Origin of the sequence: Streptacidiphilus rugosus AM-16 (genome assembly GCF_000744655.1) — a bacterium.
GTDB lineage: Bacteria > Actinomycetota > Actinomycetes > Streptomycetales > Streptomycetaceae > Streptacidiphilus > Streptacidiphilus rugosus.
Map to the genome: position 1 here is coordinate 6,546,060 of NZ_JQMJ01000004.1, position 25,456 is coordinate 6,571,515.

A 25,456-nucleotide genomic window follows, 5' to 3' on the forward strand; every position below is an offset into this window, starting at 1 on the left:
GTCGTTCGGCTTTGATCCGGGTCAGGTCGCGTTCGTCAGACGCGGACCCGCGGATCCAGCGCCGCGTAGACCAGATCGGAGACCAGGCCGGCGACCAGCACCAGGCCTGCGGTGAAGACGCCGATCGCCGCAACGGCATTGATGTCGTTGTAGTTGATCGAGGTCACCAGCCACTCACCCATGCCGTGCCAGGAGAAGATGTTCTCGGTGAAGGTGGCGCCGGTGAAGAGCAGCAGGATGTTGTAGACCAGCAGCGGCATCACGGGGATCACCGCGGTGCGCAGACCGTGCCGGATCACGGCACGACGGCGGGTCAGACCCTTGGCGCGGGCCGTGCGCAGGAAGTCCGCGTTGAGCACGTCCAGCATGGTGCTGCGCTGGTAGCGGCTGAAGAGCGTGAACTGGATCAGCCACAGGGTCACCGTCGGCAGGATCAGGTGCTCCGCGTTGCTCACCGCCACCGCGAAGAAGCCCTGGGCGTCCGGGTCGTACATACCGGTGTACTGGATGGGCGAGCCCGCCCAGTTGTCGAACGTCTCCAGCGTGATCGCGATGACGAGCGTCGGCGTGGCCAGGATCCCGTAGGAGAGGATCGTGGAGATGCGGTCCGAGGGCCGGTACTGGCGCAGTGCGTTCCAGGCGCCCATGGCGACACCGGTGACGGCGCTCACGATCGTCGCGATGAGCAGCAGCTCGGTGCTGACGAAGATGCGGCGGCCCATCTCGGCGCGGACCGAGGCGCCCTGGTAGTCCAGGCCGAAGTCGCCGTGGAGGACGCCGACGAGCCAGTGCCAGTAGCGCTCCACCACCGGCGTGCTCGGGTCCTCGTTGCGGGACAGCAGGATGTTGTGGACCGAGGACAGCGGCGGCTGCGGGTGCTTGCTCAGGAAGTTGACGATGGGTTCGAGGCACAGGGCGGCCAGGAAGTACGTCATGCTCGCCGCCAGGAACACGAGGATCAGATAATTGATCGCCCGCCGCAGCAGAAACCGCCCCATAGGTCTAAGCCCTCGTCGTCGTTCGGGCCGCGTCCTGGTCGACCCTGACGCGGCAGTGCAATCCGGCCCCTCCCCCGCCTTGCTGTCGCAAATCCAAGAGCCCAGGGAGCCGCGTCGACCGGTGGATCGACTTGGCACCAAATCATGGCGTCGTCCGGGCTTCGTGACTACGGCCTATTGGTGAAGTTTCCGTAACGCACTCTTATGAGCACGTACGCCACCTCGACGAACCGCTCCCATCCTCCAGTGCATCTGATGGTATTTGTCCCATTAATTCCACCGGCACCGGGGCACGAGTCGCCCCCGGTAGTGAAGGGCTCACCTCTCGTGAAAGGTGCTCCGTAAGCGTCGTGAGGCTGTGCACCCCTGTCAGTGGTGCCAGAAAGGCGCGAATTCGATTCGGCGGTGAACAATCGGCGCGAAAGAAGACAGGTAAATGTCTCGGAAGGGCAACGGGCGGAAATCCCCCACTCAGGGGGGACATGCCCGACAACTGGGGGTGGTGCAGCACGTCGCCGCAGGCGGCGTCCGCAATCCTCACGGGGCCGGAGTGGACCGCTGGGACCCCTGTTGATGAAGGGAGGGCCGGGCGGGATTGGCATGTGCGCGACCATTATTTCCCCGGCCCAGGGTGGCGCCCCCGGAAACGCCGCAGGGCCGCCCCCGGACGGGGGGACGGCCCTGCGGAACTGCGTGGGGGTCAGGCGCTCTCGTCAGCACCGCCGTTGGTGGCGCCGACGATGTCGACGTCCTCCGCGAAGTGGCAGGCCGACTCGTGCGCCGCCGCGGTGTCCTGCCCGCGGAACACCTCGGGGATCGCCAGCAGCGGCTCCTCGACCGCGCAGCGCTCCTGCGCCTTGAAGCAGCGCGTACGGAAGCGGCAGCCCGACGGCGGGTTGGCCGGCGAGGGGATGTCACCGGCGAGGATGATCCGCTCACGGCCCTCGCGGCCCTCGGGGTCCGGCACCGGCACCGCGGAGAGCAGCGCCTGGGTGTACGGATGCGTCGGGTGCTCGTAGATCTCCTCGTCCGAGCCGATCTCGACCATCTTGCCGAGGTACATCACGCCGACACGGTCGGAGATGTGACGCACGATCGACAGGTCATGGGCGATGAACATGTAGGAGAGGTTGAACTCGTTCTGCAGCTTCTCCAGCAGGTTGATCACCTGCGCCTGCACCGAGACGTCCAGCGCCGAGACCGGCTCGTCGCAGATGATGATCTCGGGCTTGAGCGCCAGACCCCGGGCGATGCCGATGCGCTGACGCTGGCCGCCGGAGAACTGGTGCGGGTACCGGTTGATGTACTCCGGGTTCAGCCCGACGACGTCCAGCAGGTCCTGGACCGCCCGGCGGCGGTCGCCCTTCGGCGCCACCTCGGGGTGGATCTCGAACGGCTCGCCGATGATGTCGCCGACCGTCATACGCGGGTTGAGCGAGGTGTACGGGTCCTGGAAGACCATCTGGATGTTCCGGCGGACGGCCTTGAGCGCCCGGCCGGAGAGCCGCGTGATGTCCTCGCCCTTGTACAGCACCTGGCCGCCGGTGGCCGGCTCCAGGTTCATCAGCACCTTGGCGAGGGTCGACTTGCCACAGCCGGACTCGCCGACGATGCCGAGGGTCTCGCCCTGGTAGAGGTCGAAGGAGACGCCGTCGACGGCCTTGACGGCGCCGATCTGCTTCTTGACGAGGATGCCCTGGGTCAGCGGGAAGTGCTTCTCCAGCCCGCGGACCTGCAGGATCGGCTCACCACGCTCGACCTTCTTGTCCAGCACGGCCTCGATGGCCGCGACCTCGGCAACCTCCTGCGCGTCAGCCATGGATGGTCTCCTTCCAGAAGTGGCAGGCGCTGCCGCGACCGGGGAGCGCCGTGCCGTCGGCCTCGGTCACCGCGTGCAGCGGCGGGACCTCGGAACGGCAGATCTCCTGGGCCATCGGGCACCGCGGGTTGAACGCACAGCCGGAGGGGATGCGCAGCAGGTTGGGCGGGAGACCCTTGATCGCGTAGAGCTCCTGGCCCTTCTGGTCCAGGCGCGGGATCGAGTCGAGCAGACCCCGGGTGTAGGGATGTGCCGGACGCTTGTAGAGCTCGTGCACCGGGGCCGTTTCGACGATCCGGCCGGCGTACATGACCGCGATCTTGTCCGCGACGTCGGCGACCACGCCGAGGTCGTGGGTGATCAGGATCAGGCCCATGTTGTACTCGGACTGCAGGTCCGCCAGCAGCTCCATCACCTGCGCCTGGACGGTGACGTCCAGGGCGGTGGTGGGCTCGTCGGCGATGATCAGGTCGGGCTCCAGGGCCAGCGCCATGGCGATCATGATGCGCTGGCGCATACCGCCGGAGAACTGGTGCGGGTACTGGTTGACCCGCTCCTTGGCGGCCGGGATGCCGACCCGCTCCATCAGTTCGATGGCCTTGATCTTGGCGTCCTTCTTCGAGGTGCCCGCGTGCACGCGGTACATCTCGCCCAGCTGCGTCCCGACGGTGTGCACCGGGTTCAGCGAGGAGAGGGCGTCCTGGAAGATCATGGCCATCTGGGTGCCACGGATCCGGCGGCGCTGCTCCTTCGAGATCTTGAGCAGGTCCTGGCCCTTGAAGAGGATCTCGCCACCGGTGACGAAACCGGGCGGGCTGTCCAGGATGCCCATGACGGCCTGCGAGGAGACCGACTTGCCGGAGCCCGACTCGCCGAGGATGGCGAGGGTCTCACCGGCGCGCACGCTGTAGTTCACGCCGTTGACGGCCTTGGCCAGGCCGTCGCGGGTGCGGAACTCCACGTGCAGGTCGCGCACCTGGAGCAGCGGCTGGTCCTCGGAGTCGGCCGTCCGGTCGCGCCCGACGACGGAGGTGATTTCGGATGTCTGGATTCCCACGGTTCCGCCTCTCTCAGCGCAGCTTGGGGTCGAGAGCGTCGCGGACCGCGTCGCCGAGCATGATGAAGGCCAGGATGGTGATGCAGAGCGCCCCGGCCGGGAAGAGCAGCATGTGCGGCGCGTTGCGGAAGGTGTCCGCCGCGGCCGAGATGTCGATGCCCCACGAGACCGTCGGCGGCTTGAGCCCGACACCCAGGTAGGAGAGCGTCGCCTCCAGGGAGATGTACGTGCCCAGCGCGATGGTGGCCACGACGATGATCGGGGCCAGCGAGTTGGGCAGGATGTGGCGCAGCATCAGCCGCTGGTTGCCGGCGCCGAGGGCGCGTGCGGCCGTCACGTAGTCCTGCTGGCGGGCGGTGATCACCGCACCACGGGCGATACGGGCCAGCTGCGGCCAACCGAGGATGACGATGAACGCGACCACGATCCAGATCGACCGGCTCGGGATCACGGACAGGAAGACCAGGCCGCCGAGCAGGATCGGGATGCCGAAGAAGATGTCCGCGATGCGGGACACGATGGCGTCGAGCCAGCCGCCGAAGAAGCCCGCCAGACCGCCCAGAAGGGTGCCCAGCAGCGCCGTGCCCAGGGTCGCGAAGACACCGACCGTGATGGAGGCGCGGGCGCCGTAGATGGTGCGGGCGTAGACGTCGCAGCCCTGGGTGTCGAAGCCGAACGGGTGGCCGGAGGTCGGCCCCTGCTGCGAGTTGGCCAGGTCGCACTTGAGCGGGCTGGTCGAGTCGAACAGGCCGGGGAAGAACGCGACGATCACGAGGAAGACGATCAGGATCGCGGAGATGATGAAGATCGGGTTCCGGCGCAGCTCACGCCAGGCGTCCTGCCAGAGGCTGCGCGGCACCTCGCGGTCGACGACCGCGACCGTCTCGGTGGACTGCGCCTCCGCGTGGTTCAGGTCTTCCTTCTCGAGCATGCCCTCGACCTCCATCGCGCCCAGCGTGGGGGTCTGCGGGAAAGCGCTCGACAGCTCGGTGTTCGCGTCGTCGGGGACGCCGGTCGGCTTGTTCGGCTGCTGGTCAGGCATAACGGATCCTCGGGTCCAGGACCGCGTAGAGCAGGTCGACGAGCAGGTTGGCGAGGAGGAACACGATGACCAGGACGGTCACGAAGCCGACGACGGTCGGCGTGTTCTGGCGCAGGATGCCCTGGTAGAGGTAGTAACCCACGCCCTTGATGTTGAAGATGCGCTCGGTCACCAGCGCGCCACCCATCAGGGCGCCGAGGTCGGTGCCGAGGAAGGTGATCACCGGGATCAGCGAGTTGCGCAGCAGGTGGTGCGTGATCACCCGGCGGCGCGGCAGGCCCTTGGCGGTCGCCGTACGCACGTAGTCGGCCTTGCTGTTCTCCGCGATGGTGGTGCGGGTCAGCCTGGCGACGTAGGCGAGGGAGACCGAGGCGAGCACGAAGCCCGGCAGGATCAGCGCGTTGAACGGCGCGCCGTCCGGCACGGTGGCGTCGAAGATGCCCCACTTGACGCCGAACAGGTACTGCAGGACATAGCCGATGACGAAGGTGGGGATCGAGATCACGATCAGCGTCATCACCATGACACCGGTGTCCGCGAACCTGCCGCGGCGCATGCCGCTGATGACGCCGAGCGAGATGCCGAGGACGACCTCGAAGGTGAAGGCCACGATGGTGAGCTTCAACGTCGTCGGGTAGGCCGTCTTGAGCAGCTCGGTCACCGGCTGCCCGTTGAACGCGTACCCGAGGTTCCCGCTGAAGATCCCCTTCATGTAGTGCGCGTACTGGACGATGAGCGGATCGTTCAGTCCGAGCTGCTGCCGGATCTGCGCCGCGACCGCCGGGTCGGGGGCCTTGTCGCCGAAGAGTGCGGCGACCGGGTCACCGAGCGCGTGCACCATCGCGAAGATGATGAACGTGGTCCCGATGAAGACCGGGATCATCTGGAGCAGTCGTCGAATGACGTAGCGCCCCATGGAAAACCTCCAGGGATTCGTCGCGGCGGCGGCCGGGAGCCTTGTGGGCTCCCGGCCGCCGCCCGATTCGCGCGGCAGTCAGAGGCCGGCGGACAGACGACTTACTTGTTGACGGTGATGTTGGTGTAGACCGGGACGCTGAACGGGTCCAGGCTCACGTTCGAGACCTTCGAGGACCAGCCGACGGTGCCGTTCTGGTACCACAGCGGGATCGACGGCAGGTCGGTGACCAGCAGCTTCTCCGCGTTCTGGAAGTCCTGGACGGCCGTCGCCTTGCTCGACGCCGCGTTGGCCTGGTTCACCAGCGAGTCGAACTGCGAGTTGCTGTAGTGCGAGTCGTTCGACGCGGCGTTCGTGTAGAACAGCGGCTGCAGGAAGTCCTGGATCAGCGGGTAGTCCATCTGCCAGCCGGTGCGGAAGGCCGAGGTCATCTGCTTGTTCTGGATCTGGTTGCGGAAGTCCGCGAAGGTGCCGACCGGCTTGCCGACGCACGCGTTGGTGTTGCCCATCGCGTTGTTGATGCTGTTGCAGACCGCGTCGACCCACTCCTTGTGCGGGCCGTCGGCGTTGTAGCTGATGGTCAGCTGGCCGCCGGGGATGCCGCCGCCCTGCTGGATCAGCTGCTTGGCCTTGGTCGGGTTGTAGGTGCAGACGTCGCCGCAGAGCGTGCTGCTGTAGCCGCCCTCGGTACCGAGGACCGGCGAGGTCCAGTCGGTGGCCGGGGTGCGGGTGCCCTGGAAGATCACCTTCGTGATGGTCGGGCGGTCGATGGCCATCGAGATGCCCTCACGGACCAGCTTGGCTCCGGGGGTGTTCCAGTTCGCCTGGTTCAGCGGGAACGAGATGGTCTGGTTGATACCGGCCGGCTGGTTCAGGTAGCGACCGTTGAGGTCGGACTGGACCGTCTTCAGCGCGGTGTTGGACAGACCGTTGTCGATGTCCAGGTTGCCGGCCTGCAGGTCGGCGTAGGCGGCGTTCGAGTCGGTGTAGACCTTGAGGTCGATGCCGCCGTTCTTCGGCTTGTAGGTGCCGGAGTACGTCGTGTTCGGGCGCAGCTGCATGCCCGAGCCCTTGGTCCAGGAGTTGATGAGGTAGGGGCCGTTGCCGACCGGCTTGGCCTCCCACGCCGCCTGGTTGGTGAAGAAGGACTGCGGCAGCGGGTAGAACGCCGAGTACCCGAGCGTGTCCGGCCACAGGGAGAACTTCTGGGTCAGCGCGACCGTGAAGGTGTTGTCGTTGACGACCTTCAGGCCCGACATGGTCTGCGTCTTCGCCGTGCCGCTGGCCGGGTGGACGTCGCTGTAGCCCTGGATCGAGGTGAAGAACGGGTCGGTGTTGTTCTGCGCGTGCGGCAGGTAGGCGCCCCAGTTCCAGGCGTCCACGTAGGAGTGGGCGGTCACCGGGGTGCCGTCGCTGAACTTCCAGCCGGGCTTCAGCGTGATCGTGAAGTGCTGCTGGTCGTTCGTGGTGATCGACTGGGCGTTGGCGAGCTCCGCGGCACCGGTCTTCGGGTTGTAGTGCTGCAGCCCCTCGAAGATCATGTTCAGCACCGCACCGCCGTTCACCTCGTTGGTGTCGGTCGGGATGAGCGGGTTCTGCGGGTCCCCCCACCACGCCGTCACCACGCCGTTGGCGTTGCTGCCCGAGCTGGAGCTGCTGGAGCTCCCGCTGCTGCTGCAGGCCGTGGCTGCCAGGGCGATGGCGATGGCCCCAGCGGCAAACTTCGCTTGCGTGGCTCCACGCATTGGACGTGCCTCCTCAGACGTGCTGTTGCAGTCGTTCAGTGGCGCCGGCGCCCACCCCTGGGCGACGGCGTCTGAGCTCGCGAACCGTCGCCGGGGTTCGGCGGGCGGCCCGGTGACCCGAGCGTCGTTTCTCTACTATCCGTTACTCTCGGCGATGCTTATGACCAAATGACATTTCTGTTTGATCACACGCCTGTGAGCTATGTCTCGCAACTCGGGCATCCCCAGGTGGGTGCAACGGGTGTCGAATCGGACATGGAACACCGCCAGAAGACATCCTGACACCGATATCCGTACACTCCGACTCTGACACTCGGCCGGGGCTTCATCACAATGAGTGAGGCCCATTGGGCGTACAAAAGCCGCCGGGAGCTGGGCTCCCGGCGGCTTCTGTCTGCCTTGTCCGGTCTGTCCTACCTGTCTGACCTGCGACGTTACGGAACGGTTCGGCCGATCCGGCCGAGCCGATCGGTTACGGCCGGAATCAGGCCTTCGCGACGCGGCCGCGGGTGCGGGCGCGGGTCTGCGCGTCGAGGACGACCTTGCGGATGCGCACGGTCTCCGGCGTCACCTCGATGCACTCGTCGTCGCGGCAGAACTCCAGCGACTGCTCCAGCGAGAGCTTGCGCGGCGGCACGATCGACTCGGCGACGTCGGCGTTCGACGACCGCATGTTGGTGAGCTTCTTCTCCTTGGTGATGTTGACGTCCATGTCGTCGGAGCGGGAGTTCTCACCGACGATCATGCCCTCGTACACCTCGGTGGTCGGCTCCAGGAAGAGCACGCCGCGCTCCTGCAGGTTGGTCATCGCGAAGGCGGTGACCACGCCGGCGCGGTCGGCGACCAGGGAGCCGTTGTTGCGGGTGCGCAGCTCGCCGAACCACGGCTCGTGGCCCTCGAAGATGCTGTGCGCGATGCCGGTGCCGCGGGTCTGGGTCAGGAACTCGGTACGGAAGCCGATCAGACCGCGGGACGGGACGATCCACTCCATCCGGATCCAGCCGGAGCCGTGGTTGGTCATCGTCTCCATGCGGCCCTTGCGGGTCGCCATCAGCTGCGTGATCGCACCCAGGTGCTCCTCGGGCGAGTCGATCGTCATGCGCTCGATCGGCTCGTGCAGCTTGCCGTTGATCTCCTTGGTGACCACCTCGGGCTTGCCGACGGTCAGCTCGAACCCTTCCCGGCGCATGGTCTCGACGAGGATGGCCAGCGCCAGCTCACCGCGGCCCTGCACCTCCCAGGCGTCCGGGCGCTCGGTCGGCAGCACGCGCAGCGAGACGTTACCGATCAGCTCGCGGTCCAGACGGTCCTTGACCAGGCGCGCGGTGACCTTGTGGCCCTTGCCGCCCTTGCCGACCAGCGGCGAGGTGTTGGTGCCGATGGTCATCGAGATGGCCGGCTCGTCGACCGTGATCAGCGGCAGCGCGATCGGGTTCTCCGTGTCGGCGAGGGTCTCACCGATCATGATCTCCGGGATGCCCGCGACGGCGCAGATGTCGCCGGGGCCCGCCTTGTCGGCCGGCTTGCGGGTGAGCGCCTCGGTCATCAGCAGCTCGGTGATGCGGACGTTCGAGATGGAGCCGTCGCGCTTGATCCAGGCGACGGTCTGCCCCTTCTTCAGCTCGCCCTGCTCCACGCGGAGCAGCGCGATACGGCCGAGGAAGTTGTCGGCGTCCAGGTTGGTGACGTGCGCCTGGAGGGGGGCGCCCTCGTCGTACGTCGGGGCCGGGACGGCGGACAGGATGGTTGAGAAGAAGGGCTCCAGGCTGTCGCTGTCGGCCGGGACGGTGCCGTTCTCCGGCTTGGTCAGCGAGGCGATGCCGTCACGGGCGCAGGCGTAGACGATCGGGAACTCGATCTGGTCCTCGTCCGCGTCCAGGTCCAGGAACAGGTCGTAGGTCTCGTTGACGACCTCGTCGATCCGGGAGTCCGGACGGTCCGTCTTGTTGATGCAGAGGATGACCGGCAGCTTGGCCGAAAGAGCCTTGCGGAGCACGAAGCGGGTCTGCGGCAGCGGGCCCTCGGAGGCGTCCACGAGCAGCACGACGGCGTCGACCATGGAGAGGCCGCGCTCGACCTCGCCACCGAAGTCGGCGTGGCCGGGGGTGTCGATGATGTTGATCGTGATGGGCTCGCCGCCACCCTTGGGGTGGTACTTGACCGCGGTGTTCTTCGCGAGAATGGTGATGCCCTTCTCGCGCTCCAGGTCGTTGGAGTCCATCATCCGGTCGTCCAGGTGCTGGTGCGCCGCGAAGGCGCCCGCCTGCTTGAGCATGGCGTCGACCAACGTGGTCTTGCCGTGGTCGACGTGGGCGACGATGGCGACGTTCCTGATGTCATTGCGCGTGGGCATACGGAGTACAGTTCTCCCGAATCGACTGGGCGTGGCACCCGCCGAGCTCCCCGCGTGCCTCGCACGCGACAACTGCCGCCGGTCCACCCACCGGGCACCACAACATGCCACGGCTTTGTCCTATGGTACGTGGTTACGCCCGCGCGCTCTCCCGCTGCCCGGCCAACGGCGGATGACACCCGGCGAAACGCCCCTCAGGGGCGCGGGGAACTGCGCGGAAAACCACCCCCGCAGGTAGAGCCCCGAACGCGCAGGGCCATCCGCTCGCCGGTGGTTTCTCGCGCAGTTCCCCGCGCCCCTGAGGTCGTGCAACAGCCTGTCTCAGCGCTTGAAGCCGATGTCCTGCCAGCGCGGAGTCGCGAAGCCGAAGGCGCCCGCGTTGACCACGTTGTCGCGGGTGCCGACCAGCTGGGGGGTCTGGAAGAGGGGGAGCGACGGCGCCGCCTGCCAGATGCGGACGTCCGCCTCGTTGGTCAGCCGGGTCGCGTCGGACGCGTCCGTCGTGGACGCCGCCCTGGCGAGCAGCTGGTCGATCTCGTCCGTGCCCGTCGCCGAGAGGTTCTGTCCGACCGAGAGCGAGCCGTCTGCGTTGACCTGCGGCTTCGCGAAGAGAGCCCGCTCGTCCGCGATGGGGAAGCGGGAGGCCGGCCAGTCCACCAGGGCCAGGTCGAAGTCGCCGGAGGCGATGTGGTCGGTGAAGAAGCCGGACGCAGGGACCGCCTTCGTCTGCAGGCCGATGCCGACCTTGCCCAGCTGGGCGGTGAGCAGCTTGGCGATCGCCGCCTCCCGCGCCGAGCCGGCGCGGGTCAGCAGGGTGAGCGAGAGCGGCTTGGCGTCCTTCGCGCGGGTGGAACCGCCCTGCGCCGCGTCGCTGTGGGCGCCGAGCTTCCAGCCGGCGGCGTCCAGCAGCTTCGCCGCGTTGTCCGCGCTCGCGCCGAGCGCGGCCGCGTCGTCCTGGTAGCCCTGCTGGTCCGCCATGAGCAGATGGTTGCCGAGCGGCACGGCGGGCAGGCCGAGCGGCTTGAGCACCGCGTCCGCGATGGCCTGGCGGTCGACCGCGTCGGCGACCGCGCGGCGCAGGTCGGGGTCGGCGAGCAGGCCGGTGCCGCCGTTGAAGGCGATGCCGAGGTAGTCGGGCGCGGAGGCGCGCAGCACCCGGGTGCCCGAGGTGGCCTCGGGGCCGTCGCCGGAGTCGTCCGCGGCCCGGCTGAGGTCCGCGACGTCGACCTTGTGCGCGGAGAGCGCCGAGGCCGCGTCGTCCGCGGGGAGCGCGGTGAAGGCGATCGCGTCCAGCTTGGCCGGGTCGCCCCACCAGTGCGGGTTGCGGGCCACCGTCAGCGTCTGCGCCTGGGCGTCCTCGCCCTTCGCCCCGTGCAGCGTGAACGGGCCGGCGTCCGCGCTCAGCGTCGCCTTCTGGCCGTCCGTGAACGCCTGCGGGGTCGCCGTCGCGGCGGCCGGGTAGAGGGGCGTGAACAGGCTGCGCCACGGTGCGTAGGGCTTGGCGAAGACCACCTTCACCTGGTGCGGCTTCGCCCCCGGCGTCACCGAGGCGATGCTGTCGTAGCCGTCGGCGCGGGCCGTGCCCGCCGCCGCGAAGGCGGGGTCGGCGCCGCTGAGCGCGCGCCACTGGCCGGCGAAGTCCGCGACGCCCAGGGGCGTGCCGTCGGACCAGACGGCCTTCGGGTTGAGGGTGTAGACGACCGTCTGCGGCGACTGGGAGGTCTGGTCGGCGCTGACGAGGTAGTCCCCGTCGACCGCGGCCCGCCCGTGGGCGTCCAGCGTGAAGAGCGTGGGCAGCAGCGCACCCGCGGCCAGCGCGGTGGCCTGGCCCGCGTCGCCGCGGAAGACGTTGAGGGTGGCGGGGACGCTGTCCACCGCCCAGCGCAGCGTGCCGCCCTGGGCGACGGCGGCGCGATCGGCGCGGGTGAGGTCGTCGACGCGGACGCCGGCCGTGCCGCCACTGGAGCAGGCCGCGAGCGCGACGGCGACGGCCGCCGCCAGAACGACGGCGAAGGTCTCACGAGGGAGGGAGGGAAGCGCTTTGCGTTGGACCACGGCCCCACTCAAGAGGCTTGCACGGCAATGGGACTGACGACACGTCGATTACATGGTCGAAGGCCACTCGTTCGGGGCAGCGGATTGGGCCACCCGGGGGCGCGCGCCGGACGGACGTAATCCGCCAATCGTGAGCAAGCCCTTTTCAATCCATGGTGATCGGGGCCACACTCGCTTGCGCGCGATCCCTGACGCCATATCAGGCCCGCACACCACAAGCGTGATCTTCCATCGCGTGGAGGGGAGCACAGGCATGCCCTCGAACATGTCCGGCCAGGTCGGCCTGGCGGAGGCACACCGCCGACTGGAGGAGCTGGACCGCGCCGTCGACGCGACGCGGCTCGCCCTCTCCCGGCTGCGGGACTGCCTCCCGCCGCCGGGCGTCCCTGAGCAGTGCTCGGCGCCCGGCACGTCGGTGGTCGAGATCCCGGACACGCCGTACGACCCGGCGATGTGGCGGGACGCGGAAGACGAAGGCATCGGCGGACGGCGCCCGTAACCCAACGGAGCAGGACACCCGCGTGCCGGCCCAGGAGAGGACAGAGAAGGCAGTGACCACGGAGATCAGGCCCCCCGAGGCCTCAGAGCAAGCCGGACGGGGGGTCCACTCCCCTGGGCGCGCGGCCATCCCGCAGCGGCACCTGCGGCTCGACCGCTGGTGGGTTCCGCAGCTGGCGACGGCCCTGGGCCTGCTGGCGTTCATCGGCTACTCGACCTGGCGGGCCTTCTTCGGCCTGAGCACCGCCTACGCCGCGCCCTACGTCTCGCCGTTCTACTCCCCCTGCCTGGCGGCCAACTGCCCCAAGATGAACGGCGGCGCGGACTGGGCCCTGTTCGGCAGCTGGTGGCAGCTCTCCCCCGCGCTGATCGTGCTGATCTTCCCGCTGGGCTTCCGGATGACCTGCTACTACTACCGGAAGGCCTACTACCGCTCCTTCTGGTCCTCCCCGCCGGCCTGCGCCGTGGCGGAGCCGCACGCGACCTACAGCGGTGAGACGAAGTTCCCGCTGATCCTGCAGAACATCCACCGCTACTTCTTCTACTTCGCCATCGTGGTCGCCGGGATCCTCACCTACGACGCGGTCCTCGGCTTCCGCAACGCCCAGGGCGACTGGGGCCACATGGGTCTCGGGACGCTGGTGCTGCTCGCCAACATCACGCTGATCTGGGCGTACACGGTCTCCTGCCACTCCTGCCGGCACATCGTCGGCGGCCGGCTGCGGCACTTCTCCAAGCACCCCGTCCGCTACAAGCTGTGGACCTGGGTGGGGAAGCTCAACGCCCGGCACATGCAGCTCGCCTGGGCTTCCCTGATCAGCGTGGGCGTGGCCGACCTGTACGTCTACCTGTTGGCGAGCGGCGCGTTCAGCGACCCCCGCTTCTTCTAGTGCCCGAAGGAATCACGCAATGACCGAGGTGGAGCGCCACGTCTACGACGTGGTGGTGGTGGGAGCCGGCGGGGCCGGACTGCGGGCCGCGATCGAGGCCCGCGCCCAGGGCAAGCGCACGGCGATCATCTGCAAGTCGTTGTTCGGCAAGGCCCACACCGTGATGGCCGAGGGCGGCATCGCCGCCAGCATGGGCAACGTCAACGACCAGGACAACTGGCAGGTGCACTTCCGCGACACGATGCGCGGCGGCAAGTTCCTCAACCACTGGCGGATGGCCGAACTGCACGCCAAGGAGGCCCCCGAGCGGGTCTGGGAGCTGGAGACCTGGGGCGCGCTCTTCGACCGCACCAAGGACGGCCGGATCTCGCAGCGCAACTTCGGCGGCCACGAGTACCCGCGTCTCGCGCACGTGGGCGACCGGACCGGCCTGGAGCTGATCCGCACCCTGCAGCAGAAGATCGTCAGCCTGCAGCAGGAGGACTTCCGCGAGTTCGGCGACCACGAGGCGCGGATCAGGGTCTTCCAGGAGTACACCGTCACTCGCGTGCTCAAGGACGGCGACCGGGTCAGCGGGGTCTTCGGCTACCAGCGGGAGTCCGGGCGTTTCTACGTCATCGAGGCCCCGGCCGTCGTGCTCGCCACGGGCGGCATCGGCAAGTCGTTCAAGGTGACCTCCAACTCCTGGGAGTACACCGGCGACGGCCACGCGCTGGCGCTGCTGGCCGGGGCGACCCTGCTGAACATGGAGTTCGTCCAGTTCCACCCGACCGGCATGGTCTGGCCGCCGTCGGTGAAGGGCATCCTGGTCACCGAGTCGGTGCGCGGCGACGGCGGGGTGCTGCGCAACAGCGACGGCAAGCGCTTCATGTTCGACTACATCCCCGACGTGTTCAGGGAGAAGTACGCGCAGTCGGAGGAGGAGGGCGACCGCTGGTACACCGACCAGGCCAACAACCGGCGTCCCCCTGAGCTGCTGCCGCGCGACGAGGTGGCCCGCGCCATCAACAGCGAGGTCAAGGCCGGGCGCGGCACCCCGCACGGCGGCGTCTACCTGGACGTCTCGACGCGCCTGCCCGCCGAGGAGATCAGGCGGCGGCTGCCGTCGATGCACCACCAGTTCAAGGAGCTGGCCGACGTCGACATCACGGCCGAGCCGATGGAGGTCGGCCCGACCTGTCACTACGTCATGGGCGGGGTCGAGGTGGACCCGGACACCGCCTCGTCCAGCGTGCCCGGCCTGTACGCGGCGGGCGAGGTCGCCGGCGGCATGCACGGCTCCAACCGGCTCGGCGGCAACTCCCTGTCCGACCTGCTGGTCTTCGGCCGCCGGGCCGGCCTGCACGCCGCGGAGTACGCGGCGGCGCTGGCCGAGGACCGTCCCGTGGTGGACCAGGAGCAGATCGACGCGGCGGCGGCCGAGGCGCTGGCGCCCTTCGAGGGCGAGGGCGGCGAGAACCCCTACACGCTCCACCAGGAGCTGCAGCAGTCCATGAACGACCTGGTCGGCATCATCCGCCGGGAGGGCGAGATGGCCGAGGCGCTGCAGCGGCTGGCCGCGCTGCGGGAGCGCGCGGAGGCGGCGGTCGTGGAGGGGCACCGGCAGTTCAACCCCGGCTGGCACCTGGCGCTGGACCTGCGGAACATGCTGCTGGTCTCCGAGTGCGTGGCGCGGGCCGCGCTGGAGCGCACGGAGAGCCGCGGCGGCCACACCCGTGAGGACCACCCGGACATGGCGGCGGAGTGGCGCCGGGTCAACCTGATCTGCTCGCTGGCCGACAAGCCCAGCGCGGCGGACGGCGCGATCACCGTGCAGCGGAAGCCGAACCCGCCGATCCGCGAGGACCTGCTGGCGCTGTTCGGCGTGGACGAGCTGAAGAAGTACCTGACCGAGGACGAGCTGCCGGCCAAGGACCTGCCGCCGCAGCGGGCCGACAACGAGGCTGACAAGCCGAGCGCGAACGGAGCGGGACATTGAGCTACGAGGCCACGTTCCGGGTCTGGCGCGGTGACGCCGAGGGCGGCGGGCTGACGGACTTCCAGGTGGAGGTGAACGAGGGCGAGGTCGTCCTCGACGTGGTCCACCGGATCCAGGCCACCCAGGCGCCGGACCTCGCGGTGCGCTGGAACTGCAAGGCCGGCAAGTGCGGCTCGTGCAGCGCGGAGATCAACGGTCGGCCCCGGCTGATGTGCATGACCCGGATGTCGACGCTGCCGCCCGACGAGACGGTGACGATCACCCCGATGCGGGCCTTCCCCGTCCTGCGGGACCTGGTGACGGACGTGGGCTTCAACTACCAGAAGGCCCGCGAGATCCCCGCGTTCGTGCCGCCGCAGGGGCTGGCGCCGGGCGAGTACCGGATGCAGCAGGAGGATGTGAACCGCTCGCAGGAGTTCCGCAAGTGCATCGAGTGCTTCCTGTGCCAGGACACCTGCCACGTGGTCCGCGACCACGAGGAGAACAAGCCCGCGTTCGCGGGCCCGCGCTTCCTGATGCGGGTGGCCGAGCTGGACATGCACCCGCTGGACGCTGCCGCCGAGGCCGGCCTTGACCGCAAGCGGACGGCGCAGGACGAGCACGGCCTGGGCATGTGCAACATCACCAAGTGCTGCACGGAGGTCTGCCCGGAGGGCATCAAGATCACCGACAACGCGCTGATCCCGCTGAAGGAGCGCGCGGTCGACCGCAAGTACGACCCCCTGGTCTGGCTCGGCAGCAAGATCAGTAGGCGGAAGGTGTAGGCAAGCGGTACCCCGGGGGGCGGGGAACTGCGCGACAAGCCACCGGCGTGCGGATGGTCCTCGATGGACAGGGCCATCCGCACGGGGTGGTTGCTCGCGCAGTTCCCCGCGCCCCTTACGGGGCTGTCGGTACTGCCAGTTCGAACCAGACCGCTTTGCCGTTGGGAGTCCTACGACTCCCCCAGCGGTCGGCGAGCAGGCTGACCAGTTGCAGGCCGCGGCCGCCCTCGTCGGTGTCGCGGGCCCTGCGCTGCCTCGGCTGCGCGTAGCCGTTGTCCCAGACCTCGCAGACCAGGACGGAGTCCCGCAGCAGGCGGACCCGGATGTCGCCGCGGCCGTGCCGGAGCGCGTTCGTCGCGAGCTCGCTGACCAGCAGTTCGACCGTGTCGACCAGCTCGTCCAGGCCGCAGGCGAGCAGCCAGCCGCAGGCGAGCTCGCGGGCGCGGGCCACCGAGGTCGGCGCGGAGGGCAGGACCCAGTCGCCGACGGAGTTGCTCGGCAGGGCGTGGACGCGGGCCATCAGCAGCGCGATGTCGTCCTCGCCGTGGTGCGGGTCGAGCTCCGTGAGGAGCTGGTCGCAGAGGGCTTCGAGCGGGCGCTGCGGTCCGCTCAGGGCCGAGCGGAGCGCGGAGAGGCCCTCCTCCAGCTGGTGGGTGCGGGACTCGACGAGGCCGTCCGTGTAGAGCCCGAAGAGCGCGCCGTCCGGCAGGTCGACCACGACCTCCTCGAACGGCTCGCCGCCGACGCCCAACGGGAGGCCCTCGGGGACGTCCAGCATCAGCGCCGGGGCGTCGCCGCCGGCCGGGTCGACGACGACGGGCGGCAGGTGGCCCGCGTTCGCGATGGTGCAGCGGCGGGTGACCGCGTCGTAGACCGCGTAGACGCAGGTCGCCAGATAGAGCTCGGCGGACTGGCCGTCGTCGGACTCCGGGTCGGCGCTGAGGCCTCTGGCGATCTCGTCGAGCTGGGTCAGCACCTCGGCGGGGTCCAGGTCGAGCATCGCCAGGGTGCGCACCGCCGTGCGGAGCTGGCCCATCGCGACGGCGGCCCGCAGGCCGCGGCCCATCACGTCGCCGACCACCAGGGCGGTGCGGTTGCCCGGCAGCGGGATCACGTCGAACCAGTCGCCGCCGACCTCCGTGCCGCTGCCCGCGGGGCGGTAGCGGCAGGCGATCTCCAGGCCGGAGGCGGCCGGGTTGCCCGGTGGCAAGAGGGACCGCTGCAGGATGAGCGCCCGCTCGTGTTCACGGCGGTAGAGGCGGGCGTTGTCGATGCACACCGCCGCCCGCGCGACGAGCTCGGTCGCGATCGCGACGTCACGGGTGTCGAAGGGCTCGCTGCCCTTGGCCCGCGACAGCTGGACCAGGCCGAGCACCTTCTCCCTGGCCACCATCGGCACCACGACCGCGCTGTGGATCAGCGGGTTCGGGTCCGGGTTGCCGGGGCCGATCAGGGTGAGGCTGCGGCCGGTGCGCAGCGCCTTCGCGTACGGGGAACGCGGCGGGTAGCAGAACGCGCCGCCGACCTCGGCGGCCGGGGTGGGGGCGCCGTCGTGGTGCACGGTGCTGGCCGAGGCGACACGGCGCAGCTCGCCGGTGCCGTCGCCGTCGTCGACCCTGCGGCCCTCCGCGTCGGCGGTCAGCACCGCGTTGTACAGGTCGACGGTGGCCACGTCGCAGAAGCCGGGAACGGTGACGTCGAGCAGTTCCCTGGCCGTCGTCTCCAGGTCCAGGGTGGAACCGATGTGGCCGCTGGCCTCGTTCAGCAGCGCGAGGCTGCGTCGTGCGCTGGCGGCCTCGCGCTCGGCGCGGGCCCGGCCGGTGACGTCGACGACCTGACCGGCGACACCCATCGGCCGGTCGGCGGCGCTGAGCAGGCGGTAGAGCGAGATGGACCAGCGACGCCGGCCGGGACGGCTCGGGAGCTCCCCGGCGAAGTGCAGATCGACCACCGGGTCACCGGTGAGCAGCACCTCCTCCAGGGCGCGTCCCAGGCGGTTGGCGTCCTTGGGCGACATCAGCTCGCGCACGGTGAGGCCGGTGAGGTCCGCCGCGCCGACGCCGAGGGCCTCGGCGAAGCTGTCGTTGACCCGCTGGATCCTGCCCTCGCGGTCGAAGAGCACGAAACCGGTCGGCGCCTGGCCGAAGACGGCCTCCGAGGCGGCCAGCTCGGTCTCGATGGTGCGCAGTTTGCGCAGGTCGACGGCCATGCAGACGACGCCGGCCCGCCCGTCGGGCCCCTGCGCGGGCATCAGGTAGAGCTCGGCGACCCGCTCCTCGCCGTCGCTGTCGCGGTAGGGCGCGGTGCCGACCCACTCCTTGCCGGCCAGGATCTCGCCCATCCGTTCACGGCCGCTGCGCCAGAGCTCGCGCGGGGCGAAGGTGGTCACCGGGTCGCAGCCGACGACCTCCTCGGCGGACACGCCGAAGAACTCGGCGGCCCGGTCGCTCCACTGGCTGATCAGACCGTCCGCGTCGATGGAGAAGGCAGCGACCTGTATGTAGTCGTAGATCGAGCCGGCTTCGCCGTGCCCCCAGAGCCGGCCCTCCACGTCCGGCGCGCCCACGGCTGCGGGACCCTCGGCCGACGCTCCCGCGGCGGCGGACGGCACGGCGCCGGGGGCCTCGGCGTCCGAGGCCCCGGCGCCCAGCGGTCTGGTCTCGGCGGTCGGGTGCGGGATGACCGCATCCGTGCCTGCACCGGGCGCGCGGGCAGCCGTCTCGGCGGCTTCGCGTGACGGCGTGTCGCTCAACCTCGACTCCTCCGGCGATCGGCGAGGGGGCACCTCCCAGCCGATGGCTGGGGGAGGGTGTCGCGTTCCGAGTATTCATCATCTCGACGATGTCGCCTACGCCCCGAGGCACTCAACATCAAATCGAGCGTAGGAACATGGTGCGACACCCGGCACTTCTCTTCACGGAGTGTCCGGAATCGGAACCTTACGCCTCAGTCCGACCGAGCGGGAGGTAGTTGAACCGGCGAGCCGGATCACGGGGCGTCGTCGGACCCCGCCCCGTCCGGCAGGGTCTGCTCGAACCAGACGACCTTGCCGCCGCCCTGGGCCCTGGTCCCCCAGCGGTACGCGAGCCGGTGCACCAACTGCAGGCCACGGCCGCCCTCGTCGGTGCCGGCCGCCTGGCGTTCGAGCGGGGGGTCGGGCAAGGGGTCGGCGACCTCCACCAGCAGGGTGCTCGCCAGCGTGAGCCGCAGGCCGATGGGGGCGCGCGCGTACCGGACGGCGTTCGTCACCAGCTCGCTGACCAGCAGTTCCGCCGTGTCCAGCAGCGGTTCGAGCGCCCAGTCGCGGAGCGTCTCGCGGACCAGGCGACGGGCCAGCGCGGGCGCGGAGGGTTCCCCGTTCAGCGTCCAGTCCGCCTCCCGCTCGGCGGCGGGCCCTGGCGCACCGCCGAGGCGGGCCAGCAGCAGGGCGACGTCGTCCGGCTCCTGCCCCTGGTCGAGGGTCCGGACGACCGCCTCGCACGCGTCCTCGACGGAGGCGTGCGGAAGCTCCAGGACGGCGCTCAGTCTGCGTGTGCCCACGTCGATGTCCTCCGTGCGCGACTCGACCAGGCCGTCCGTGTACAGGGCCAGCAGGCTGCCCTCGGGCACGGTCAGCTCGGTGCATTCGAAGGGGACGCCGCCCACGCCGAGCGGCGCCCCCGAGGGCAGTGCCAGTACGTGCGCCTTCCCGCCCCCGAGCCCGCCCGCCTGCGGGGCGTGCGCGGTGCGGGCCGTCCCGACCACCTCGGCGGGACGCGGGGGCCCGCCGCGGGGCCGTGCCCGGGCGGGCGGCCGGGTGCGCGGCCCGGCGCGCCGTGTCGTCGGCCGGGCCGGGGACGATCAGGAGCGGCTCGGTGTGGCCCGCCTTGGAGAGCAGCAGTCTGCGGGTCGCCGGATCGTAGACCGCGTAGACGCAGGTGGCGATCAGCGCCTCCTCCGGACCCTGGGCCAGGTCGTCCGCGAGGTCGTGGACGTGCTGGAGCAGGCGGTCCGGCGGCAGGTCGAGACCGGCGAGGGTGCGGACCGCCGTCCGCAGCCGGCCCATGGTCGCGGCGGCGCGCAGGCCGTGGCCCATGACGTCGCCCACCACCAGCGCGGTGCGCCCCTCGGGCAGCGGGATCACGTCGAACCAGTCGCCGCCGACCTCGGTGCCGCTGCTGCCGGGGACGTAGCGGTAGCCGACCTCCATGCCGGGCGGCTGCACCACGGTCTGCGGCAGCAGGCTGCGCTGCAGCATCAGCGCGGCCGCGCGCTCACGGGCGTAGAGCCTGGCGTTGTCGAGGGAGGCGCCGGCCCGGTCGGCCAGTTCGGTGGCGAAGGCGACGTCGTCGTGGTCGAAACCCTCGCGGCGGCCGGCCCGGTCCAGGATCAGCAGCCCGAGCACGATGCCGCGGGCTCGCAGCGGCACCGCCAGCACCGAGTGCACGCCCAGCCGGTAGGCGGCGCGTACCCGCGGATCGCCCTCGTTCCCGACGTCCTCCAGCTGGGTCGCCGCGTCGAGTGACTGCGGGAGCCCGGTGCGCAGCACCCGGCCGAACAGCGAGTCCTCGTGGATGGGCACCCGTCCGCCGGGGGTCTGCATGGCCTCGGTGTCCGGTCCCGGGTCGATCGCGGCGGTCCCGGCCATGACCACCGGCGTCAGCCGGGTGTGCGGGTGGCGCGGCAGTTCCGCGCCTTCGAGGACGGCCTCCAGCAGGGCGACCCCCGAGTGGTCGGCCAGGCGCGGCACGATCGCGTCCGCGAGCTCCTGGGCGATGAGGCCGCCGTCCAGGAGGTCGCCTATCCGGCTGCCGACCTCGTTGAGCAGGGCGAGACGCTGGCGGGCCTTCTCCACCTTCGCGACGGCGCGGTAGCGGTCCGTGACGTCCATGATCATGCCGGTCAGCCCGAGGATCCGTCCGGCCCGGTCGTGCAACCGCGAGTAGGAGGCGGAGCGGTAGCCGGGTTCGGTGGGGTTGGCGCTGGTGATGGTCAGGTCGACCACGGGCTCCCCGGTCGCCAGGACCTGCCGCTGGACGGCCATGAGTTCGTCCGCCGCCAGCTCCGGCAGCGCCTCCCCGGCGGTCCTGCCGAGGTGGGCCTCGACGGGGAGGCCGTTCATCCGGGCGAGGGTCTCGTTGATCCGCACGTAGCGCAGGTCGCGGTCGAAGATCGCGAGTCCGAGCGGGGACTGTTCGAACAGGGCGTCCTGGACGGCGAGGTCCTGCTCGACGTCGACCAGCGCGGCGGCGTCGGCCAGCCGGCAGAGGAGATAGGGAACGCCATCGCCGTTCTCCAGCAGGGAGAGCCGGGCCTCCAGCCGCATGCCGTGGCCGTCGTGGTGCCGCAGCACGGCGGTACCCGCCCAGGGCTCGCCGTCGCGCAGCACGCCGGCGATGGCCTCGCGGGCCGCCTTGACCATCTCCGGATCATCGCCCAGCAGCGCGTCCAGGCCGCGTCCCACCAAGGCGTCGCTCGGCCAGCCGAGCAGGTCCTCGGCCGCCTGGCTCCAGAGCATCACCCGGCCCTGCTCGTCCAGCAGCGCGATCGCGAGGCGGACCACGTCCAGCAGGCTCCCGCCCCGGCGCCCGGTCGCCTCCTCGTACTCGGCCCCGACGGCGAGCGGATCGGGGAACCTCGCCGGACCCTGACTGCGCGACGTGGCCCCGCCTGCGGCCGACCGCCTCCCGGTACCACCACCCGTCGACGGCCTCCGCCGCAGGCGCGCACGCGCGTCAGCTTGCCTCACGTCTCCCCAGTCCCGGCCACCAGCTCGGGAAGGCGGCCGGATACTGACATACCCACCTAAACCTTGCCGTACCCCGCCGTACGGGTCATCTTGGCCATTTGCAGATGATCATCCGGATGGCGGAGCGACACGCGCCAGCAGAGCCGCGACGTGCGGAAGTGCGAAGCGGTCCTGGGGCAGCCAGTCGACGGAGTAGAGGTCCGCGGGAGCGAGCCAGCGCAGCTCGTCGTGGTCCTGCAGCGGGAGGGGTTCGCCGTCGAGCAGGTCGGCGGACCAGATGTGGAGTTCGAGACCCTCCCTGACCTCCCACGCACCGGGCAGCCGGTCCCGTGCCCGCGCCTCCACGCCGAGCTCCTCCCGCAGCTCGCGCTCCAGCGCGTCCGCCACGGTCTCCCCCGGCTCGACCTTCCCGCCGGGAAACTCCCACCGCCCCGCCAACGCCTCCGGCGCGGACCTCCGCGCGGCCAGCACCAACCCCCCACGCACCAGCGCCGCGCCGACGACGACGCGCTTCTCCCCACTCGACCCACTCACAACCCCCGAGCCTAGCCCCGCCCCACCCGCCCCCGATCGCCCCCAAGCCCCGGCCCCCGGCCTGAGGCCCACTCAGCGACCGTGACCGGGGCGACGACTCGGCGAACCTGGCCATGCGCGACGGGCCCGGCCGTCCGGGCGAGCGAGGGCGCGGACGATCGATTGCCCCCCGCCTGATCCCTGAACGCGGGGCCCGCGAGGGCAGAGCCAGGGCCTACTCGGGCCCCGGCCCAGGAGCCGCCGGTCACGCGGGGCGGGTAGGCCCGAGCGGGGTCGGGCAACCCACCCAGCCACCCCCATCGGTGAAGCCCGTGGCGAGCGCCGGCCAGGGCCCGCGCGGCGGCCGGCCCGACCCGACCGGGGGCAGGCAGCCCACCCAGCCGCCCCCATCCGTGGAGGCCGTGGTGAGCGCCGCCAGAGCCGGAGCGGTGGCCGTTCCGGCCCGAGCGGGGTCGGGCAACCCACGCAGTCGCCCCCATCGGTGGAGGCTGTGGTGAGCGCCAGCAGAGCCGTAGCGGTTGCCGGCCCGCCCCGAGCGGGGTCGGGCAACCCACCCAGCCACCCCCATCGGTGAAGCCCGTGGCGAGCGCCGGCCAGGCGGGGCTACCCGGTGGGGGGTCAGCGTTCCCATTCCCCCGGGGGGACGTAGCGGTAGCCCGCGCTGCGGACGGTTTCGATGGAGGCGCGGTAGGTGGGGCCGAGTTTGCGGCGGAGGCGGGCGACCAGGACGTCGACGGAGCGGCCGGAGCCGATCGGGTCGAAGTCCCAGACCTTGGTGATCAGCCGGGCCCGGCTCTGCACCTGACGCGGGTAGGCCATCAGGTGCGAGAGCAGCTGGTACTCCAGGAACGTCAGCGGTTGCGAGCGGCCGTCCATGACCACCGTGCGGTGGTCGGGGTCGAGCCGGAGGCCGCCCGAGGGGCGGGGTGGGTCCGGCCGGGGGGAGCCGTTCTGAGGAGTGGTCAGCGTGATGCCGGTGAGGTCCGCCAGCCCGTGGGCGGCGGAGGCGTCGGCGAGGCCGACGAGCTCGCCCGCCTGCAGGCGGGCCAGCAACTCGTCGGAGAACCGGTCCGCGGAGACCAACAGCAGAATGCCGATCATCGCCGGCCGCTCAGGAGTTGCCACGCCGCCTCGCTTCCTGGTCGCGGGCGGCCGCGCTCAGTCGCCCTGAGCGTTCCCGTTCCCGTTCCCGCCGCCGTTGCCGTTCCCACCGCCGTTGCCGTTGCCGTTCCCGCCGCCCTTCGCCTTGCCATGGCTCTTCGCCCGTCCGGTCGTGCTCTCCGTCGGGGTCGCGTGCGGCGCCGACGTCGCCGGGGCGGACGCGGGGGACGAGGGGGACGGGGACGCGGACGAACCGGGCCGGTCGCCCGGGTTCTGCGAGGGGGCCGCGTCCGGAGTCCGCTGCGGCGACGGGCCGTTGCGGGTGGGCACACTCGGCGAACCCGACTGCGGGCCGACCACCGAGACGCCGGGCGTCGGCGCGGACCGGCCGCCCGGCCCCGATCCGAACAGCGCGACCGCCGCGGCGATGCCGCCGACCGCCACCGAGGCCAGGGTCACTCGCAGCCATCGCCACCGCGCCCTCGCTGTGAACCCCGTTCCGGCCCCGGCAGGGCTGTGAACACGGCGGAACGCGGCGAGCGCCTCCTCCTCGCCGGCCCGCTCGCTGTCGTGCGCGGGTGCGCGAGCCGCGGCGAGCAGCCGTGCCACGCCCGTGTGGCTCTCCCCGGAGTCCCTGGTGTCGTCCATGTCACTCTCTTTCAGCGCCGCGCGCCCGAGAAGTGTCACACCCGGGCTCGTCGAGCACGGCGGCGAGCCTCCGGAGACCGCGATGGGCGGCGGTGCGCACCGCGCCGGGGCGCTTGCCGAGCACCCGGGCGGCATGCCGGGCGTCGAGGCCGAGGACCACCCGCAGGTACACCGCCTCGGCCTGGTCGACCGGCAGGCCGGCGATCAACTCCAGTGCGGAGACGGTGGCGAGGGCGTCGAGCGCGGACGCCTCGGTGTCGTCGGCCCCCGGCCGCTGCAGCAGGGATTCCGGTCCGGCCGCGGAGAGCGGGCGTCGGCGCACGCCGCGCAGGTGGTCGAGCGCGCGGTGCCGGGCGATGGTCAGGCACCAGGCGCGCAGGCCGTCGCCGTCCCCCCGGAACCTGGCGAGGTCCCTGACGATCTGCAGCCACGCCTCGGAGGCGACGTCCTCGGCGTCCTCACCGACCAGGACCCGCAGGTACCGGAGCAGCGCGGGGTGCACCGCCCGGTACAGGACGCGGAAGGCCTCCTCGTCGCCGTGTCGGGCGTCGTCGAGAGCCGCAGCAAGATCCAAGGCGCCTCACAGTTCCCCCCAAGGGCCGTCCGCTGCCCCCACCTTCGGTCACGGGCTACCCGTATTTGTGCTGATCAGGCATCAGATCAGGACTCTAGCCCAGCTCTTGCGGCGGCTCCACCGGTTGCGCAGCTTCGGTGCGGGCCACCCAGTAGAGCTGCTTGTGGCCGCGTGCCTCGAACTCGGAGGCGGCGGTCTCCGCGTCGATCCGGTCCTCGAAGCGGGCCACCTCGTAGCGGTTGCCGTTGTCGTCCTGCCGCATCAGCGTCCACACGGGCTTCCGGTCGCCGGCGGCGACGCCCACGCCGGGCAGGCCGAGGCCGATCCGGCCCAGGTGCCGGATGTTCTCCTGGTCCCCCGGCTCCTGGCTGGGCGTGCCGTCGAACCAGGCGTCGAGGATCTCCTCCAGCAGCGCCGGCGAGGTGAGCCGGAGGCTGAGCGCCAGCACGTTCGCGTCGTTCCAGCGCCGCGCGCCGCCGGCCGTGTACGCGTCCGTGCAGAGCGCGGCCCTGATGCCGGGCAGCTTGTTGGCCGCGATGGAGGCGCCGGTGCCGGTCCAGCAGCAGACGACGGCCTGGTCGGCACGACCCTCGACGACGTCACGCCCGGCCGTCTCCGAGCAGAAGGCCCAGTCGTCCTTCTCCTCCGGACGGAGCGCCCCGTGCGGGATGACCGAGTGCCCCCGGCGTCGCAGCTCGGCGACCAGCTGCCGCGCGACGCCCTCGTCCATGTCCGAGGAGACCGAGATCCGCATGC

At 70.7% G+C, this 25,456-nt stretch carries 18 protein-coding genes and 2 pseudogenes; 4 read left to right on the plus strand and 16 right to left on the minus strand.

Translation table 11 applies throughout. From position 1 onward, the window contains the following. Window positions 1–35: 35 nt before the first annotated feature. The 8 genes from BS83_RS38555 to BS83_RS38590 all read right to left on the minus strand — a co-directional run bounded on the left by BS83_RS38555 (window position 36) and on the right by BS83_RS38590 (window position 11,985). Window positions 36–998 (minus strand): ABC transporter permease, encoded by a 963-nt coding sequence (locus tag BS83_RS38555; RefSeq protein ID WP_037607950.1) that lies wholly within the window; start codon window positions 996–998, stop codon window positions 36–38. A gap of 700 nt (window positions 999–1,698) precedes the next feature. Continuing rightward, a complete protein-coding gene (locus BS83_RS38560) occupies window positions 1,699–2,817 on the minus strand; it encodes an ABC transporter ATP-binding protein (RefSeq protein WP_037607951.1) in 1,119 nt (372 codons plus the stop codon). Beyond that, window positions 2,810–3,868: an ABC transporter ATP-binding protein gene (locus BS83_RS38565; protein WP_037610892.1), complete on the minus strand. Its 1,059-nt coding sequence runs from the start codon at window positions 3,866–3,868 to the stop codon at window positions 2,810–2,812. Before BS83_RS38565 ends, BS83_RS38560 begins: the two co-directional genes overlap by 8 nt. A gap of 19 nt (window positions 3,869–3,887) precedes the next feature. Then, complete coding sequence (locus BS83_RS38570; protein WP_084714764.1) at window positions 3,888–4,916, minus strand: ABC transporter permease; 1,029 nt, start codon at window positions 4,914–4,916, stop codon at window positions 3,888–3,890. Then, window positions 4,909–5,832, minus strand: coding sequence for an ABC transporter permease (locus tag BS83_RS38575; RefSeq protein ID WP_037607952.1), 924 nt, complete (start codon window positions 5,830–5,832; stop codon window positions 4,909–4,911). Before BS83_RS38575 ends, BS83_RS38570 begins: the two co-directional genes overlap by 8 nt. A gap of 101 nt (window positions 5,833–5,933) precedes the next feature. Continuing rightward, a complete protein-coding gene (locus BS83_RS38580; protein WP_037607953.1) occupies window positions 5,934–7,577 on the minus strand; it encodes a peptide ABC transporter substrate-binding protein in 1,644 nt (547 codons plus the stop codon). Window positions 7,578–8,061: 484 nt separating this feature from the next. Continuing rightward, a complete protein-coding gene (typA, locus tag BS83_RS38585) occupies window positions 8,062–9,930 on the minus strand; it encodes a translational GTPase TypA (RefSeq protein WP_037607954.1) in 1,869 nt (622 codons plus the stop codon). A 321-nt stretch (window positions 9,931–10,251) separates the two neighbouring features. Next, on the minus strand, window positions 10,252–11,985 hold the full coding sequence (locus BS83_RS38590) for an ABC transporter family substrate-binding protein (protein WP_037607956.1): 1,734 nt from the start codon (window positions 11,983–11,985) through the stop codon (window positions 10,252–10,254). A 253-nt stretch (window positions 11,986–12,238) separates the two neighbouring features. Here BS83_RS38590 and BS83_RS38595 point away from each other — a divergent pair, with 253 nt between their 5' ends. Genes BS83_RS38595 through BS83_RS38610 form a run of 4 tightly spaced genes read left to right on the plus strand, consistent with a single transcriptional unit; the run spans window position 12,239 to window position 16,115 of the window. Continuing rightward, entirely contained in the window at window positions 12,239–12,484 is a 246-nt protein-coding gene (locus BS83_RS38595; protein WP_051944995.1) for a hypothetical protein, read from the plus strand. A 52-nt stretch (window positions 12,485–12,536) separates the two neighbouring features. After that, window positions 12,537–13,373 carry a hypothetical protein gene (locus BS83_RS38600; RefSeq protein ID WP_408641074.1) on the plus strand — a complete coding sequence of 279 codons (837 nt, stop codon included), beginning with the start codon at window positions 12,537–12,539 and terminating at the stop codon, window positions 13,371–13,373. Window positions 13,374–13,392: 19 nt separating this feature from the next. Beyond that, window positions 13,393–15,351, plus strand: coding sequence for a fumarate reductase/succinate dehydrogenase flavoprotein subunit (locus BS83_RS38605; RefSeq protein ID WP_084714768.1), 1,959 nt, complete (start codon window positions 13,393–13,395; stop codon window positions 15,349–15,351). Continuing rightward, window positions 15,348–16,115: a succinate dehydrogenase/fumarate reductase iron-sulfur subunit gene (locus tag BS83_RS38610; RefSeq protein ID WP_037607958.1), complete on the plus strand. Its 768-nt coding sequence runs from the start codon at window positions 15,348–15,350 to the stop codon at window positions 16,113–16,115. Before BS83_RS38605 ends, BS83_RS38610 begins: the two co-directional genes overlap by 4 nt. A gap of 115 nt (window positions 16,116–16,230) precedes the next feature. Here BS83_RS38610 and BS83_RS38615 read toward each other — a convergent pair whose 3' ends face one another. The 8 genes and pseudogenes from BS83_RS38615 to BS83_RS38645 form a co-directional block, all read right to left on the minus strand. Beyond that, entirely contained in the window at window positions 16,231–18,666 is a 2,436-nt protein-coding gene (locus BS83_RS38615) for a SpoIIE family protein phosphatase (protein WP_051945818.1), read from the minus strand. Window positions 18,667–19,103: 437 nt separating this feature from the next. Beyond that, entirely contained in the window at window positions 19,104–19,859 is a 756-nt protein-coding gene (locus BS83_RS48100; RefSeq protein ID WP_051944998.1) for a SpoIIE family protein phosphatase, read from the minus strand. A gap of 145 nt (window positions 19,860–20,004) precedes the next feature. Continuing rightward, window positions 20,005–21,612 (minus strand): annotated as a pseudogene (locus BS83_RS48105) (SpoIIE family protein phosphatase); the annotation flags it as partial. A 339-nt stretch (window positions 21,613–21,951) separates the two neighbouring features. Continuing rightward, the gene (locus tag BS83_RS38625; protein ID WP_037607960.1) at window positions 21,952–22,377 is read right to left on the minus strand and encodes a (deoxy)nucleoside triphosphate pyrophosphohydrolase; all 426 of its coding nucleotides are present in this window, start codon (window positions 22,375–22,377) and stop codon (window positions 21,952–21,954) included. A 618-nt stretch (window positions 22,378–22,995) separates the two neighbouring features. Next, window positions 22,996–23,502 carry a winged helix-turn-helix domain-containing protein gene (locus BS83_RS38630; protein ID WP_157597488.1) on the minus strand — a complete coding sequence of 169 codons (507 nt, stop codon included), beginning with the start codon at window positions 23,500–23,502 and terminating at the stop codon, window positions 22,996–22,998. A 33-nt stretch (window positions 23,503–23,535) separates the two neighbouring features. Then, window positions 23,536–24,126 (minus strand): hypothetical protein, encoded by a 591-nt coding sequence (locus BS83_RS42630; RefSeq protein WP_051945009.1) that lies wholly within the window; start codon window positions 24,124–24,126, stop codon window positions 23,536–23,538. Window position 24,127: 1 nt separating this feature from the next. Then, window positions 24,128–24,700 (minus strand): RNA polymerase sigma factor, encoded by a 573-nt coding sequence (locus tag BS83_RS38640; protein ID WP_051945012.1) that lies wholly within the window; start codon window positions 24,698–24,700, stop codon window positions 24,128–24,130. Window positions 24,701–25,022: 322 nt separating this feature from the next. Continuing rightward, window positions 25,023–25,454 (minus strand): annotated as a pseudogene (locus tag BS83_RS38645) (RpiB/LacA/LacB family sugar-phosphate isomerase); the annotation flags it as partial. Between the last annotated feature and the right edge of the window lie 2 nt (window positions 25,455–25,456).

Coding starts and splice junctions, on each gene's coding strand:
- BS83_RS38555 (WP_037607950.1), bottom strand. CDS start 998: ATGGGGCGGTTTCTGCTGCGGCGGGCGATCAATTATCTGATCCTCGTG.
- BS83_RS38560 (WP_037607951.1), bottom strand. CDS start 2,817: ATGGCTGACGCGCAGGAGGTTGCCGAGGTCGCGGCCATCGAGGCCGTG.
- BS83_RS38570 (WP_084714764.1), bottom strand. CDS start 4,916: ATGCCTGACCAGCAGCCGAACAAGCCGACCGGCGTCCCCGACGACGCG.
- BS83_RS38575 (WP_037607952.1), bottom strand. CDS start 5,832: ATGGGGCGCTACGTCATTCGACGACTGCTCCAGATGATCCCGGTCTTC.
- BS83_RS38580 (WP_037607953.1), bottom strand. CDS start 7,577: ATGCGTGGAGCCACGCAAGCGAAGTTTGCCGCTGGGGCCATCGCCATC.
- typA (WP_037607954.1), bottom strand. CDS start 9,930: ATGCCCACGCGCAATGACATCAGGAACGTCGCCATCGTCGCCCACGTC.
- BS83_RS38595 (WP_051944995.1), top strand. CDS start 12,239: ATGCCCTCGAACATGTCCGGCCAGGTCGGCCTGGCGGAGGCACACCGC.
- BS83_RS38605 (WP_084714768.1), top strand. CDS start 13,393: ATGACCGAGGTGGAGCGCCACGTCTACGACGTGGTGGTGGTGGGAGCC.
- BS83_RS42630 (WP_051945009.1), bottom strand. CDS start 24,126: ATGGACGACACCAGGGACTCCGGGGAGAGCCACACGGGCGTGGCACGG.